Source organism: Galactobacillus timonensis, assembly GCF_900240265.1.
GTDB lineage: Bacteria > Bacillota_I > Bacilli_A > Erysipelotrichales > Erysipelotrichaceae > Bulleidia > Bulleidia timonensis.
On record NZ_LT964739.1, the window covers coordinates 1,135,057 to 1,150,200 of the forward strand.

The 15,144-nt window shown below is 53.1% G+C and carries 15 protein-coding genes; 13 read left to right on the top strand and 2 right to left on the bottom strand.

Going from position 1 to position 15,144, the window contains the following annotated elements; all coding sequences use genetic code 11:
- Positions 1–123 precede the first annotated feature (123 nt).
- Both C1714_RS05350 and C1714_RS05355 read right to left on the bottom strand, forming a co-directional pair.
- Positions 124–819, bottom strand: coding sequence for a DUF554 domain-containing protein (locus C1714_RS05350; RefSeq protein WP_102342219.1), 696 nt, complete (start codon positions 817–819; stop codon positions 124–126).
- Positions 820–822: 3 nt separating this feature from the next.
- On the bottom strand, positions 823–1,569 hold the full coding sequence (locus C1714_RS05355; RefSeq protein ID WP_102342220.1) for a MurR/RpiR family transcriptional regulator: 747 nt from the start codon (positions 1,567–1,569) through the stop codon (positions 823–825).
- Positions 1,570–1,840: 271 nt separating this feature from the next.
- Between C1714_RS05355 and C1714_RS05360 the strand changes: the two genes are divergently transcribed.
- From C1714_RS05360 to C1714_RS05420, 13 genes are all read left to right on the top strand, one after another.
- Complete coding sequence (locus tag C1714_RS05360; RefSeq protein WP_102342221.1) at positions 1,841–3,295, top strand: PTS transporter subunit EIIC; 1,455 nt, start codon at positions 1,841–1,843, stop codon at positions 3,293–3,295.
- A gap of 83 nt (positions 3,296–3,378) precedes the next feature.
- The gene (locus C1714_RS05365; protein WP_102342222.1) at positions 3,379–4,878 is read left to right on the top strand and encodes a subtype B tannase; all 1,500 of its coding nucleotides are present in this window, start codon (positions 3,379–3,381) and stop codon (positions 4,876–4,878) included.
- 166 nt (positions 4,879–5,044) lie between these two features.
- Entirely contained in the window at positions 5,045–5,545 is a 501-nt protein-coding gene (locus C1714_RS05370; protein WP_102342223.1) for a hypothetical protein, read from the top strand.
- A gap of 9 nt (positions 5,546–5,554) precedes the next feature.
- Positions 5,555–6,118 (top strand): RNA polymerase sigma factor, encoded by a 564-nt coding sequence (locus C1714_RS05375; RefSeq protein ID WP_102342224.1) that lies wholly within the window; start codon positions 5,555–5,557, stop codon positions 6,116–6,118.
- Positions 6,105–6,704 carry a hypothetical protein gene (locus C1714_RS05380; protein WP_102342225.1) on the top strand — a complete coding sequence of 200 codons (600 nt, stop codon included), beginning with the start codon at positions 6,105–6,107 and terminating at the stop codon, positions 6,702–6,704. The genes C1714_RS05375 and C1714_RS05380 overlap by 14 nt, the downstream gene beginning before the upstream one ends.
- Positions 6,705–6,906: 202 nt before the next feature.
- Positions 6,907–7,770 carry a branched-chain amino acid ABC transporter permease gene (locus C1714_RS05385; RefSeq protein ID WP_102342226.1) on the top strand — a complete coding sequence of 288 codons (864 nt, stop codon included), beginning with the start codon at positions 6,907–6,909 and terminating at the stop codon, positions 7,768–7,770.
- Positions 7,771–7,773: 3 nt separating this feature from the next.
- On the top strand, positions 7,774–8,862 hold the full coding sequence (locus tag C1714_RS05390; RefSeq protein ID WP_102342227.1) for a branched-chain amino acid ABC transporter permease: 1,089 nt from the start codon (positions 7,774–7,776) through the stop codon (positions 8,860–8,862).
- The gene (locus C1714_RS05395; RefSeq protein ID WP_102342228.1) at positions 8,862–9,611 is read left to right on the top strand and encodes an ABC transporter ATP-binding protein; all 750 of its coding nucleotides are present in this window, start codon (positions 8,862–8,864) and stop codon (positions 9,609–9,611) included. Before C1714_RS05390 ends, C1714_RS05395 begins: the two co-directional genes overlap by 1 nt.
- Positions 9,604–10,311: an ABC transporter ATP-binding protein gene (locus tag C1714_RS05400; RefSeq protein WP_102342229.1), complete on the top strand. Its 708-nt coding sequence runs from the start codon at positions 9,604–9,606 to the stop codon at positions 10,309–10,311. Before C1714_RS05395 ends, C1714_RS05400 begins: the two co-directional genes overlap by 8 nt.
- A 57-nt stretch (positions 10,312–10,368) precedes the next feature.
- Positions 10,369–11,697 (top strand): ABC transporter substrate-binding protein, encoded by a 1,329-nt coding sequence (locus C1714_RS05405; RefSeq protein WP_102342230.1) that lies wholly within the window; start codon positions 10,369–10,371, stop codon positions 11,695–11,697.
- Between the two features lie 114 nt (positions 11,698–11,811).
- On the top strand, positions 11,812–13,080 hold the full coding sequence (locus tag C1714_RS05410) for an ABC transporter substrate-binding protein (protein ID WP_102342231.1): 1,269 nt from the start codon (positions 11,812–11,814) through the stop codon (positions 13,078–13,080).
- On the top strand, positions 13,073–14,122 hold the full coding sequence (yiaK, locus tag C1714_RS05415; protein WP_102342232.1) for a 3-dehydro-L-gulonate 2-dehydrogenase: 1,050 nt from the start codon (positions 13,073–13,075) through the stop codon (positions 14,120–14,122). Before C1714_RS05410 ends, yiaK begins: the two co-directional genes overlap by 8 nt.
- Before the next feature lie 73 nt (positions 14,123–14,195).
- Positions 14,196–15,065, top strand: coding sequence for a gluconate 5-dehydrogenase (locus C1714_RS05420; protein ID WP_102342233.1), 870 nt, complete (start codon positions 14,196–14,198; stop codon positions 15,063–15,065).
- The last annotated feature ends 79 nt before the right edge of the window (positions 15,066–15,144 follow it).

Genomic DNA, 15,144 nt, shown 5'->3' on the forward strand with positions numbered 1-15,144 from the left:
CCCTGGCTGTAAGTGGCAGGGATAAATTCTTACATTGCGGCTGGTCAAATGTGCATTCGGCCAGCCTTTTATCGTCTCTTAACAGCTTTGTCCTTCCGAGGCATGATCGCTTCAGAAAGAGGATCAGAAGATGCTTGTCCAAAGTGCAGAGAACGGCATGACCAGGATCATCGCCGGTAACATATCCGCAATGGGGAAATCGAGCAGCTTCACCATACGGAAGCCTGTCGCTAACATAATGAAGCCTCCGCAGGCCTTGAAATCATTGATCATCGAAGGTGTTGTTAAAGGTACGATCACACCGGCAAGAAGATACAGAGCTTCAAGAATAATGAACTGCGGAATCGCGATCAGAGAAACACTTCTGCCAAGCGTACAGGCAAAGATCATCGCCGTAAAGAGATCAAGCATACTCTTGGCAATAAGGATGCTCGAATCGCCGCTCATACCGGCCGTCAATGCGCCATAGATACCGGTGCCGCTGGCACAGAAGAGAACCACAGCTGTAACCATCATCTCGCTTCGGTCAGTGTCTGTTTCACTTTTACTGACAAGGTTATTTATCATAACGGCACCGGAATTGATCAGCTTACCAAGATGAATGATCAAGCCGATCGAAGTACCGATAATCAAAGCGAAGATAACGGCAGGCATATGTTCCATCAGCACAATGGCCGCAACACCCATGCCCATCGAAGAAAGACCGAGAACCTTCGTCAGCTGTGTCTTGAAGGAATCGGAGAGATGATCCTTGATTACGGATCCAATCAGACCGCCCAAAAGTACCGAGCAGCAGTCAATAACAATACCAATGTTCATGGATCAGTCATTCCTTTCCGAACGGATACGGGTAATCGCAGAATCAAGCAACTCAACAAACATGTCAAACAGCACCGGCGAAACGGAGCACAGCTCCGGATCCGGCGGCAGGAAGGGAAGCACAACGGTACGGCTCACACTGTTCTGATAGTTATGCGCAGCGTTGCAGGTAATCAGAAGAATATTGGCAGAGGTACCCTTGATCCGATCCATGATTTCCTTCTGCGCCGAAACGGAGAAGATGACAAAGAGATCATTGGCACCGGCATGGTCCGCCAGCTCACTCAGCGAATCTAAGAGGCACGGCGTTACGAAGCAGTCATTCTTACGGAACAGTGCCTGCATCAACCAGGCAGGATTTATACTTTTCCCGATGCCGGAGGCGAAGATGCGGTCCGCCTTCAGGATGTAATTTGCCGTATCAGTAATGAGATCGTCCGTCAGAACGTTCTCTGCCTCTTTGATCAGATGTTCCATCCGCTCAAAGTAGGAGAGACGCTCCGAAGTACCGGTCACTTCGCGCCTTGCCAGCCAGCCTGTGATATCGGAACGGAAGTCCTGGTACTTCTGATAGCCGAGCATCTTGATGAAGCGCGTCAGAGCCGGCTGCGAGACGCCGAGCTTCTCCGCCAGCTTATTGGTCGAAAGATAGGTGACCTGCTGGGGATTGGCGGTAATGGCCTCATAAATGCGCTGATCGTTCTGGGTAAATGACGATTTGTGCATCTCCATGTTTGTAAAGGGATCCATAGGAACCTCCTGTATGCTCCAATATTATAAAATCACGGATTTATGAATTGAATATTCAATTCTATATAGCGTATGGATATCTGAAAACGAATTGAGTATGATTTTGCACGAATCATGAATATATTTTCACAGTTTTTGCGAATAATAAATTCAAAAATTATAAAAACTATTGAATTAGATATTTACAAGTGCTTACAAATGTGAATATATTATTCATATGAAAAGAAGGTTCTTGGATCCGGAACCTTCTCACTAAAGGGAGATATTAAACATGGCTGGAAAATATGATGCCACAGCCGCCAAGATCACGGAACTGGTCGGCGGAAAAGACAACATTACATCTTTGACACACTGCATTACACGTCTGAGATTCATTCTCAAGGATTCATCCAAGGTAGATAAGGAAGGCCTCGAAAAGACGCAGTATGTCCTCAAGGTCGTTGAAGCCGGCGGACAGATTCAGGTCGTCGTCGGCAACAAGGTTGACGGCATCTACGACGCCATCATCGAGACACAGGGGATTAGCGGCGGCGGACTCGTCGACGCCGATGGCAAGGATACAGGCGAAAAGAAGGGCTGGCTCAACAGCCTCATGGACACGATCTCCGGCATCCTGGTACCGACACTCGCCGTTCTTACCGCTGCCGGTATCATCAAGGGTGTTGTATCGTTCCTGGCGCTCGATAACATCGGTGTCCTCGATCCTAATGGCGGCGTATATATGCTGCTGTATGCGATCGGTGACGGCTTCTATTACTTTATGCCGATTCTGCTTGGCTTCTCGGCAGCCCGCAAGTTCCACTGCAACGAGTATATGGGCGCAACCATCGGTGCCGCCCTCGTTTATCCGGCAATGGTCAACATCGCTTCAACGCTGCAACCGGCAGGTACACTGTTTGCTAACAGTTCCTTCGCAATGACCTATTACAATACCTTCTTTGGTATTCCGATTGTCATGCCGGGAGCAGGATATACTTCCAGCGTCTTCCCGGTCATCGTCGCTGTCTATGTCGCATCGAAGATCGAGAAGTGGTGCAAGGCACACCTCAATGAAAATATTCGCGGCATCTTTACGCCAATCATCACAATGATCGTCACGGTCGCTCTTGCCTATATCGTGATTGGACCGGTTCTGAATGTCGTTTCCGTATGCATCGAGCTGCTCATTGAAGCTCTCTTCAACATTCCGGTTGTCGGTGGCATCATTGCCGGTGCTGTGATCGGCGGCGGCTTCGGTGTCCTGGTTCTCTTCGGTATGCACTGGGTCATCATCGGCCTTGCCCTTGGTCTCATTGCCCAGAACGGCTATGACTACATCATGGCCTGCGGCGGTATCGGACCGATGATCGGTATGTTCCAGGGTCTCGCCATCTGCTGGGCATGCCGCAAGAACAAGAAGGTCAGAGACCTTGCCATTCCTGCTACGATCTCCCAGATTTGCGGCGTCGGTGAGCCTCTGATGTATTCCATCCTGATTCCGATCAAGAAGCTCTTCCTTGTCAACATCCTCGGCGGCTGTGTCGGCGGCGCAGTGATCGGCGCCCTCAAGACGAAGATGTACATGTTCGGCGGCAGCGGCCTCTTCGGTATCTTCAATTACGCCGGCGGCGGAGGTATGCAGGATATCATCAAGTACCTCATCGGTATCGCAGTAGGCGGAATCTTCGCTATCGTAGCGACCCTGATGGTGTATGACGATGACGAAGCCACAAGAGTTCTTGGCTGAGGAATAAGTAAATTAGAATACAAACCAGGCATGGCAGGGCGAAGATCCGCTCTGCCATGTATTCTTAACAAGGAGGAGTTCACATGAGCGATCCGCTAACATTTCCCAAAGAAACGTATGAGGTCCGTACATTGACACTGGACAATCGGACCATCACATACCGCGCCTATATGGGACTGAGCTACTGCACACATCCCCTGGATCCGATTCAGAAGCTGAATCTCTTTGTCCCGGAGGCCTATTACCATAACGGAACGATCGGAAACTATCAGGCAGATAATGCCCCGATTTTTCTTCCAAACACGGTCGGCGGCTATCTGCCCGGACCCGCGGATGAACCGGGGATTGACACTCACTTCAAGCAGATCAATTCCATCTTCCGCGCCCTCGAGCATGGCTATGTCGTGGCCAGCGGCGGCGTCCGCGGACGTACATCCGGGAAAAAGACAGATGAATTCTTCGAAGGAAGTAAGGCTGGTTCTTTAGGAGAACAGACTGGTCGCATGGTCGGCCGCGCCCCCGCCTTCATCGTCGACTACAAGGCAATCATCCGTTATCTGCGTCATAATCGCGGCGCTTTCCCGGGCAATACGGACCGCATCATCACCAACGGCACCAGTGCCGGAGGCGCACTGTCCGCCCTTGCCGGTGCCTCCGGGAACAGCCCCGACTATGAACCATATCTCAAAGAGATCGGCGCCGCGGAAGAAAGAGATGATATCTTCGCCGCCAGCTGCTACTGCCCGATCCATAATCTTGAACATGCGGACATGGCCTACGAGTGGCAGTTCTGCGGCATCAACGACTGGCACCGTACCAGGCACATGCGCACGGAGAACGGCATCATCCGCGTCCCCGATGATGGTGTGATGACAGCGGAACAGACATCTGTGTCGAAGCCTCTGAAACAGCTGTTTACTGGCTATGTCAATTCCATCGGCCTGAAGGACGGGGATGGAACTGTACTCACTCTTGATGAAGCAGGTGAAGGTTCCTTCAAGGAGTATGTCAAGCAGGCCGTCATTCATTCTGCGGATAGGGAACTGATGACCCATGACACAAAAGAAAAGCGCACTTCCTTCATGACCAAGGGCAGCGAGGTTGAGGCACAGGACTATCTCATCATTGAGAACCGTCATGTCGTTGATCTTGACTGGGATACCTATATCCATACGATTACGCGGATGAAGGCGGCACCTGCCTTTGATGCATTGGATCTCAAGAGTCCGGAGAATGAAGAGTTCGGTGATGAAAATGTCGATGCCCGTCATTTCACCGCATTCTCCCAAGAGCACAGCACCGTAAAGGACGCACAGCTTGCAAGCCCGGACATCATCAAAGAAATGAATCCCCTCAGCTATATCGCAAAAGCAGATACCGCAAAGTACTGGCGCATTCGGCACGGATCGTTTGACCGCGATACGTCGCTGGCGATCCCGGTGATTCTTGCGACCACGCTGAAGAACGCTGGCTGTGACGTAGACTTCCGCCTGCCGTGGGGTCTTCCCCACAGTGGGGACTATGATCTGGAGCAGCTGTTTGAGTGGATTGATTCGATCGTAACGAAGGAAGAAAAGAAGTAATCAGGCATTGATATATCTATAGATACATTTACTCGGCACCGGTACAGAAATGAATTTCCGTATCGGTGTTTTTCTTTGCTGTTTCTCTTTTCTTCTTCATTTTCTTCATTCCTTGTGACCAATCTCTCCTTCTTCCTGTCATACAGGGTGTAAGGAGATCAGTAATATGAACGAAACAGTAAAGGAAGTTATTCTCGCATTAGGTATCATCGGTGTTATTGCGCTTGGAGGCTGCACGAAGGCGGGGGAGACGACGACATCTGAACAGATGCCGGCTCCGTTTCATGAAGTGGAAACAGAAGATGCGGCGGCGAAGGAGACGGGCATTACATTCAATGTCCCGGATTCGATCGATGGCATGACGTCTCCGGTCATCCTTGTCTTTAACGACAATACGATGGTGGAGGCGTCCTATGTCAATGACAGCCAGGATGCTTCGGCGATGATCCGCAAGGCGACAAAGGAAAATTATGACTCCGGCGACTACAGCAGCTACGCAACGGTCGAGGAGATTACGACCGCTGGCGGAATTGTGTACACCGCCTATGAAAACGATGGAAAGGTATACCGCGGCGAGTGGAGTGACGGCACGTATGTGACTGGTCTCATGGTGGATCAGGGAATGGAAATCTCCGATTTCTCTGCGGCAGTAGACGAGATCGGCTAAGCTTTAGATATGGAAGATCAGGATATTGTCAACCTCTACTGGCAGCGCAATGAACAGGCAATCACGGAGACGGACCGCAAGTACGGCCGTCTTTGTCATGGCATTGCGGGAAAGATCGTGTCACCTTCGGATGCGGATGAGTGCGTCAATGATACGTGGCTCAAGACATGGAACGCCCTGCCCCCGGAGAAGCCGACGCTGTTAGGTGCGTATGTGGCAAAGATCGTACGCCGCCTGGCATTGAATATCTATGCCGCGTCACATGCACAGAAGCGCGGAAACGGTGAGGCGGATCTTGCGATGGAGGAGCTGGAGGAAGTGCTTTCCGATGGTTCAAGTACGGAGCAGGAAGCCGATGCGGCATTATTGCGGGATGCGATTCAAACGTTTCTTGAACAGCAGTCCGAAGAAAACCGGAAGATATTTCTGCAGCGCTACTGGTATATGCGGACCGTTAATGAGATTGCCAGGGACACGCATCGCAGCGTGAGTGCGGTGAAGATGATACTGATGCGGATGCGCAATGGGCTGAAAGATGAACTTGTGAAGGGTGGCTTTTATGAAGAAGACTAAGGGCCTGCAGGTTCTGCAGGCATTGAATGATATCGATGACAAGATGGTAGAGGAAGCGATGCCGGGTGCGTATCGGCGTCGGCGTACGTTTGTCTTTACGCGGCGGATGACGGCAGGGCTACTGGCTGCTGCTGCTGCGGTGGTGCTTGCGGTTGCGCTGCCCCGGATAAACGTAAATAATCCTTCATCGGACAGCGGTACGCTTGCGATCAGCGGAATGACTGACTATGGTTCACTTGCGGAAGCGGAGAGTGCGGCAGGATTTGAGGTTATGGTGCCAGAGAAAATCTCCGGCGTCTCTCAGAGTTCCTGGATTGTCATGGGAGCCGGGACGAATGAAGTCATCCTGCAGGTTTATTACGGAGACGATGTGATTGTTCGTAAGGGAGCTGGGTCCGAGGATATCAGCGGCGACTATAACAGTTATTCGTGGGAGGAGATCGTTTCCGGTGTTCGCTTTGCCGGTGCGGATGAGCAGTCGGTGTCGCTGGTTACCTGGACAAGTGACTCCTATTCCTACAGCATTTCCTACAGAACGCTTGTTTCTCTTGAGCAGGCACAGGCAGACGCAGACTTGATTTCCTGATCTGAACTTTACGAAAGATTAGCACTTGGTTTTCGCAAAAAAGTGCTAATTTTTTATTTCACAAGTACTAAACCGGTTAATAATGTCCGAAACGTTGCCATTTATGTGCTAAAAGCTCTCAGACCCTCGATGCTAATATGAGTCCGTAAGAATTGTAAGCGCTACCGTATCACAGTTCTAATTGCACAAGGGGAAAGGAAATATGGAGATTTTTCTACAGGCAATTGTTAATGGCCTTCTCATGGGAGGCTTCTACTCCTTGATGGGCATGGGACAGAACATTATCTTCGGCGTCATGAAGATCGTTAACTTCTGCCATGGCGAAATGCTCATGGTGGGAATGTACCTGACGTATGTGCTGTACACTTACGCCGGCATCGATCCGTATGCGGCCGTTCCACTGGTTGCCGTGATCATGTTCTTCCTTGGCGCCGTGATCGAGATCCTTCTCATCAAGCCGTCGCTGGGAACCCACAGCTTCACGAACCTGCTGTTCCTTACCGTCGGTATCGGACTGCTGCTGTCGAATCTGGCACTCGTCATCTTCGGATCCGGCTACCTCTCGATCAAGACCGACTACTCGTCGCGGGTCATCAACCTCGGCATGGTCAATATCTCACTGCCGCGTCTGATCAGCTTCATCGTTCTGATCTGCATCACGATCTTCCTCTTCTGGCTGCTGAAATATACAACCGTCGGAAAGCAGATCCGTGCCGTATCACAGAACGCGGTCGGCGCTGAAGTTGTCGGTATCGATGTTCCGAAGATCTACATTCTGACCTACGGTCTTGGGACCGCTCTGGCCGGTGTCGCCGGTGCACTGCTCACGCAGTTCTACACCATCTTCCCGACCGCGGGTGCAAGCTTCGGCTTCCGTGCTCTGATCGTCGTCGTTGTCGGCGGCCTTGGTTCGATTCCCGGTGCATTCTTCGCCGGCATCTTCCTGGGCCTTCTGGAAACGATGGTCGCTCTGTTCATCAGTCCTTCCTATTCGGATCTGATCGTATTCGTTACATTCATCGTCATTCTTGTCATTCGTCAGACGATCATCCTGAGGAGGAAGTAAGCCATGACCACAGCCAGAAAAACAAGCAGCGCCGAACAGGTCAAGACCTATCACAGGCGCATGATGCTGGTCATCGGCATCATCCTTGCAATCTTCGTTATTCTTCCGCTCTTTGTAAAGTCACCGTATGCCATCAACATCTTCGTCCTTGTCTTCTACATGACGACGCTGTCCATGGCATGGAACCTGCTTGGCGGCATGACGGGCCAGAACTCCCTGGGCTATGCGGCCTACATGGGACTTGGCGCCTACATCTGCTGCACATTCGTAAACAAGGCGGGTACCAACCCGTGGCTCGCCGCAATCCTGGGCATGATCTTCGTCGGCCTGGTTGCAGGTGTCGTCTTCTATCCCTGCTTCATGTTAAAGGGACCGTATTTCACCCTCGTCTCGATTGCCTTCGGTGAAGCGCTGCGTCAGTTCATCATCAACTCCGAATTCTTCGGAAGAGCTTCGGGCATCGGCCTGCCGTTCGGCGGCGATTCCTGGGCCCAGTTCCGCTTCACATCCAAGGTTCCGTATTACTACGTCGGACTTGTGATGGTAATCGGCATCTACCTTCTGATGAAGAAGATCGATCGCTCCAAGATGGGTTACGCCCTCAAGACGATCCGTGAAGATGAGGATGCGGCTGCCGCAATGGGTATCAACCCCACCAAGTACAAGGTCATCGCCTGCGTCATCTCGGCAATGATCGCTGCCATGGTCGGATTCTTCTACGTCAGCTATGTCCGTTACATTGACCCGGACATGATGGTTCAGGCCAAGTCGACCGAAGCCGTTCTGCCGGCTGTTGTCGGCGGCGCCGCCTATGTCGAGGGCCCGCTGATCGGCGGACTCATCATGATCCCGCTGTCGCAGCTGCTGCGTGCAAAGTTTTCGGCGATTCTTCCGGGCATCGATATGCTCATGTATGCAATCGTCCTGATTCTGATCATCCGCGTACGTCCTTCGGGAATCCTTGGCTGGTATCACAGCTCCAGATTCAAGAAATGGGTTGATACGGTTGTGCTTCACAAGCCGGATGCGACCGTGCTCGAAGAGGTGGCCGTCGCAGACTACGAAGCTTCAAAGAAAGGCGGTGCACACTGATGTCCGATACCCCGATCATTGAGGTTCAGCACCTCACAAAGCGATTCAAAGGTCTGACGGCCGTCAACGATGTGTCCTTCTCCATCCGGGAAGGCGGCATCACCGGCATGATCGGCCCCAACGGCGCCGGAAAGTCAACGACCTTCAACATGATCTGCGGCTACTATCCCCCGACGGAAGGCAAGATCTATTACCGCGGACAGGATATTACCGGCAAGCGGGCCTATGAATATACGGACATGAAGATTGCCCGCACCTTCCAGATCATGAAGCCGCTCAAGAACCTGAGCGTCCTTGACAACGTCATCGCCGCCTCCTACTTCGGCTATGCTGGAGCCAAGAGCGAAGGCGAGGCACGTGAACGTGCACTCGACATCCTCGAGTTCACGGGTCTCTACGATAAGCGCCATGTCCTGTCCAAGGATATGGGTACCCCGGATCAGAAGCGCCTCGAAATGGCGCGCGCCCTGGCTACGAAGCCGGAGCTGCTGTTCCTGGACGAAAATATGGCCGGCCTCAACCCGGCAGAAACGGAAGATGCCATCGCCCTGATCCGCAAGATCAACGATTCCGGTGTCACGATCTTCCTGATTGAACACATCATGCAGGCGGTAGTCAGTCTCTGTGAAAAGGTCATCGTCCTGCACCATGGCGAAAAGATTGCCGAAGGTACGCCGCAGCAGGTCATGAACGACCCGTATGTCATGGAAGTCTACCTGGGCAAGAAGAAGGAGTCGGACAATGCTTAAAGTTGAAGGTTTGCGCGCAGGATACGGCAGCGTCAACATCCTGTGGGACGAGGCATTCACCATCGGTGAAGGCGAGGTTGTCGCATTTCTGGGCTCCAATGGCGCCGGCAAAACGACAACGGTCCGTGCCATCACCGGCATGATCCGGCCCAAGGCAGGCAGCGTCGTCTTCAATGGCGAGGAGCTGGCCGGCAAGAGCAGCCGCGAAATTCTGCATCACCGCATCGTCCAGGTTCCGGAGGGTCGTCAGCTGTTTACGGAAATGACGGTTCTGGAAAACCTGCAGATGGGTGCCTATGACAAGCAGACAGAAGCGGATTTCGAAAAGAATCTGAAGCGGTGCTACGAATGGTTCCCGAAGCTTGAGGAACGCGCGAAGCAGGCGGCAGGAACATTGTCCGGCGGCGAACAGCAGATGGTCGCCGTAGCGCGGGCAATGATCGGCGAGCCGAAGCTGCTGATCATGGATGAGCCTTCGCTGGGTCTGGCGCCGAATATTGTGGACCAGATTCTGAACGTTGCCAAGCAGCTGTCAAAGGAAGAGGGCCTCGCCGTCATGCTCGTGGAGCAGGACATTACGAAGGCGCTCGCTGTAGCTGATCGCGGCTATGTTGTTGAGAACGGACATATTTCACTGGAAGGTACGGCTGCTGAGCTGGAAGCCAATGAACATGTCAAGAAGGCGTATCTCGGTATTTAACTAACCATGGGAGCAATACTGCCGGTGCGCAGTATTCCATAAGAAGGGAGAAAGAAAATGAGCTTCAAACGTATTTCTGCATTACTCTGCTCGGCCGCAATGGCAATGACATTGCTGGCAGGATGCGGAGGCAGCTCCTCTGCAGCCGCATCTTCGGACGCTACGTCCACGGATGCGACGACGACAACCGCTTCGTCCGGTTCCGAACTGAGCGGCGATCCGATCAAGATCGGCACGATCTATGCGATGTCGGGCGGTTCCGCTGCCATCGGCACGAACATTCTTCGCGGCATTGATTTCGCAGTCGAAGAGATCAACGCCAACGGCGGCATCCTTGGACGTCCGGTTGAAGTTGTCCGCGGCGACCATGCGGGTGACGTTGCGACAGGTAAGTCGGAGGCTGAACGTCTCATTACCCAGGAACATGTTGATGTAATGCTCGGCTGCCATATGTCCGTTGTTACGGAAGTTGTTGCACAGGTCTGCCAGCAGTACAACGTTCCGATGATTACAGCTATTTCGACACTTGACAGACTGTCCGATGAGGACCACAAGGATATGGACTGCTTCTTCCGTCTGTGCCCGCTCAACAGCGTCTATGTACGTGATATGCTGCAGTATCTCAAGGATTCTGAGCAGCAGACCGGTCAGGAAATCAAGAACATCGCGATCTTCACGGACCGTGCTGCCATTGGTCAGGAACTGATCCGCTGCGTCGAACTCTATGCGCCTGAATTCGGTTTCAATCTGGTTGATGAAGTTGACTACTCCTCCAACGCTACGGACCTCAATGCGCAGGTTCTGAAGCTGAAGTCGGATGATCCGGATGCAATCCTGTGCGATTCGTACATCGGCGATGCTACGCTGTTCATTCAGACTCTGAAGGAGCAGAACTACAAGCCGAAGATGATCGTTGCCAAGGCGAACGGTTACACGGATCCTTCGTTCCTTGAGAACCTGGGTAAGGCTGCGGATGGTGTCGCTTCCGTCGTTGAATTCAACCCGGATATGACCAACGGTGCCGAGATCAACGAAGAGTTCAAGAAGGAATACGGCGTCGATATGAACGGACACTCTGCTGAGTCCTACACTGCAGTCTGGTGCTTCAAGCAGGCCATTGAGGCTGCCGGCAGCACGGATGGCGACGCAGTCAAGCAGGCTCTTGCGGATCTGGATGTAAAGGGCTCCTTCGATGGCGGCCGCGACATCATCCTGCCGTACAATGAGATCAACTTCGAGGACTATGACCTTGACGGTGCTCCGCACTACAGAGACAACACTTCTGCATCTGTCGCTATTGCGCAGGTTCAGGATGGTACGTGGAAGACCGTTTGGCCGTTTGACTACACGGATAACAAGATTCAGTATCCGGTTACCCTTGAGTAATTCTGAATTTCATTGCTGAAACCGGAGCCTCGGTTCCGATTCACGGCGAAAAGAAGGCAGTCTGCCGTGTGAATTTCTCCATGGCAGGCTGTATTGTTATATAGAGGACACCTGATGTTTGCAAAGATCGCAAAACTGACCATCGCCTTCGCCCTGACAGCTGCGCTTTCCGGATGCGGGCGGGCGGCTGCTGCAGAAGCAGAGCCGAGTGCTGCCGTATCCCTGTCAACGACGTCGCAGCTTTCGCCGATCAGGATCGGCGCCGTTTATGCGTTGAGCGGTGACAGTGCAGCCATCGGTACAAACATTCTGCGCGGCATTGACTACGCTGTGCAGGAAATCAACAAGACCGGCGGCGTCAACGGGCATCCGCTGGAAGTGGTGCGGGCCGATACGCGCGGCGATGCGGATCGTGCCGCCAGTGAGGCGAAGCGTCTCATTGAGGAAGAGAATGTGAAGGCGATCCTGGGCTGCCATCAGTCGACGGCAACCAAGGCTGTCTTCGATGTGTGCCGTCAGGAGGAGATTCCGGCCCTGACCGCAATATCGACCGTCGACTCTCTGACGGAAGAGGAGAATGACTACTGCTTCCGTCTGTGTCCGATGAATTCGCTGTACTTTGACGAAATGTTCCGCTATCTCAGTGAACAGAAGAAGGCGGATGGAAGTCCGGTGGCGACGGTGGCAGTGTTTGCGGATCAGTCGCTGATCGGGCAGGAAGCGATCCGGGATGTGGATGTGATTGCGCCACAGTATGGGATGAGCGTCGTCGCTGAGATTACCTATCCTCACGGTTCCTTTGATCTGAGTCAGCAGGTGGAGCAGCTGAAGGATGCGGGTGCGGACGCAGTCATTGCGGAAAGCTATGTGTCGGATGCGATTCTCTTTGTTAAGACGCTGCGTGAGGAAAACGTGTGGCCCGGCTTCCTGCTGGCGAAGGCCAACGGCTTTACGGATCCCAGTTTTCTTGAGGCTGGCATTGATGCGGACGGCCTGACGTCGGCTGTGGAGTGGAATGCGGACATGGTGAAGGGATCGGATCTGAATCAGAAGTTCCGTACCATCTTCGGCGTCGATATGAACGGTCATTCGGCCGAGTCCTATACGGCTGTATGGGTGCTGAAGACGGCGCTTGAAAATGCCGAGGATCTGACGGGTCCTTCCATTGCGGCAGCGATGAAGGCACTGGATATCAAGGGGTCGTTTCCCAATGGCCCCGAGATTCCATTGCCGTATGATGAAATCCGCTTTGACGATGTCGAGGTCAATGGTGTGAAGCATTACAACGAGAATGTGTGTGCCTCCATTGCGATCGCAAGGATCGAAAACGGTTCCTATGTGACCGTATGGCCCGGGGCACAGACAGGAGAAGAGAATGAGTAGGAACGTACCTTTTGCCGAAGTGAAAGAGACGATCAAGAAGGCTTTGATCAATGCCGGACTGAGCGAGGAACAGGCTGAGATCTGCGCCGAGATCCACGCGGAGTCGAGTGCGGATGGCGTTGAGAGCCATGGTCTGAACCGTGTTCCGCGCTTTGTGGAGTATGTACAAAAGGGCTGGGTTGATCCCGGCGCGAAGCCGGAACTGATCCGCCAGCGGGGCGGCGTTGAAATCTATGATGGTCATCTTGGCATCGGCATTACCAATGCCCTGTTTGCCGAGGAACGTGCCGTCGCACTTGCCAGGGAACATGGCATCGGCATGTGTGCGCTGCGCAATACGACGCACTGGATGCGGGGCGGAACGTATGCGTGGAAGATGGCGGAGGCTGGTTTTGTCGGCATTTCGTGGATCAACACCGAAAGCTGCATGCCGCTATGGGGAAGCGATGAAAAGAGCGTCGGAAACAACCCGTTCTGTATGGCGGTTCCGCGGGATGAGGGTCCGATCGTTCTGGATATGGCGATGAGTCAGTATGCCTATGGAAAGCTTGGCGTCTATCGTCTGGCCGGCAAGCAGCTGCCGTTCCCGGGTGGCTATGACAGGGATGGCAATCTGACGAGCGATCCGGGTGCGATTGAGGACTCGATGCGGATCCTTCCGATGGGCTACTGGAAGGGATCGGGGATGGCGATCGTTCTCGATCTTGCGGCGGCGATTCTCTCCGACGGCAGAAGCGGCAGTGACATGGATGCGGAAGGCAGGGGAAGCTGCACCGGGTGCAGTCAGATCTTCATTGCCATGGATCCGGGCATTTCCGAGTCGAAGGAAGAGATGGAGGCGATTGTCAACCGGCGGATTGAGGCGGCGGACAATGCGCATCCGATCAAGGAAGGCAGCCGCGTCCGGGTTCCGGGTGAAGGTACGCTGGCGCGCAGAAAGCGCAGTATGGCTGAAGGGGTAACGGTCGATGAAACGATCTGGGCGCAGGTGCAGTCGCTTGCGGCCGGAAATATGAAGACGACCGATATCGCCAGCCGCTGAATCAGGCAGTTCATGTTGAATAAACATGCTGTATAGAAGTGAAACAACAAAAGAAAATGGAGGTAATAAGGAAATGAGTATTCTCGATGAGTTCCGTGTTGATGGCAAGGTTGCCTGGATCACGGGCGGTTCCTATGGTCTTGGTTTTGCGTATGCGACGGCTCTGGCCCAGGCAGGTGCCAAGATCGTCTTCAATGATCGTAAGCAGGAGCTGGTAGAGCGCGGCATTGAGGCTTACAAGGCTGAGGGCATTGACGCTTATGGCGGCGTTTGCGATGTGACGAAGGAAGATGAGGTTCAGAAGTTTGTTGCGGATGTGAAGGAGAAGCTTGGTCCGATTGACATCCTCATCAACAACGCCGGTATCATCAAGCGGATTCCGATGATTGATATGACGGTTGATCAGTGGGATCAGGTCATCAATGTCGATCTGACGGGTCCGTTCATCTGCTCGAAGGCGGTTCTGCCGGATATGATCAAGATGGGCCACGGCAAGATTATCAACGCCTGCTCGATGATGTCGGAGCTTGGTCGTGAGACGGTTTCCGCCTATGCGGCAGCCAAGGGCGGCCTGAAGATGCTCACGAAGAACATCTGCTCCGAATATGGTCAGTACAACATTCAGTGCAACGCGATCGGTCCGGGCTACATCGCTACGCCGCAGACCGCTGCTCTGCGTGAGAAGCAGCCGGACGGCTCCATGAATCCGTTCGACCGTTTCATCCGTTCCAAGACACCGGCACAGCGCTGGGGTACGACGGACGATCTGAAGGGTCTGGCTCTCTTCCTGGCTTCGCCTGCTTCCGACTTCATCAATGGTCAGGTTATCTATATCGATGGTGGCATTCTTGCCTACATCGGCCAGGATCCGTCCCAGCTCGACGAAAGCAAGTTTGCTGAAGTCAAGGAACAGGATAAGGACATCAAGGTCAAGGTTGACTGAGCAGTAAAAAAACAGCACATTGTCCAGTGAAAGAACAATCTTCTTCCGGCGCAATGCGCTGTTTTTTCTTTTTTTCTCT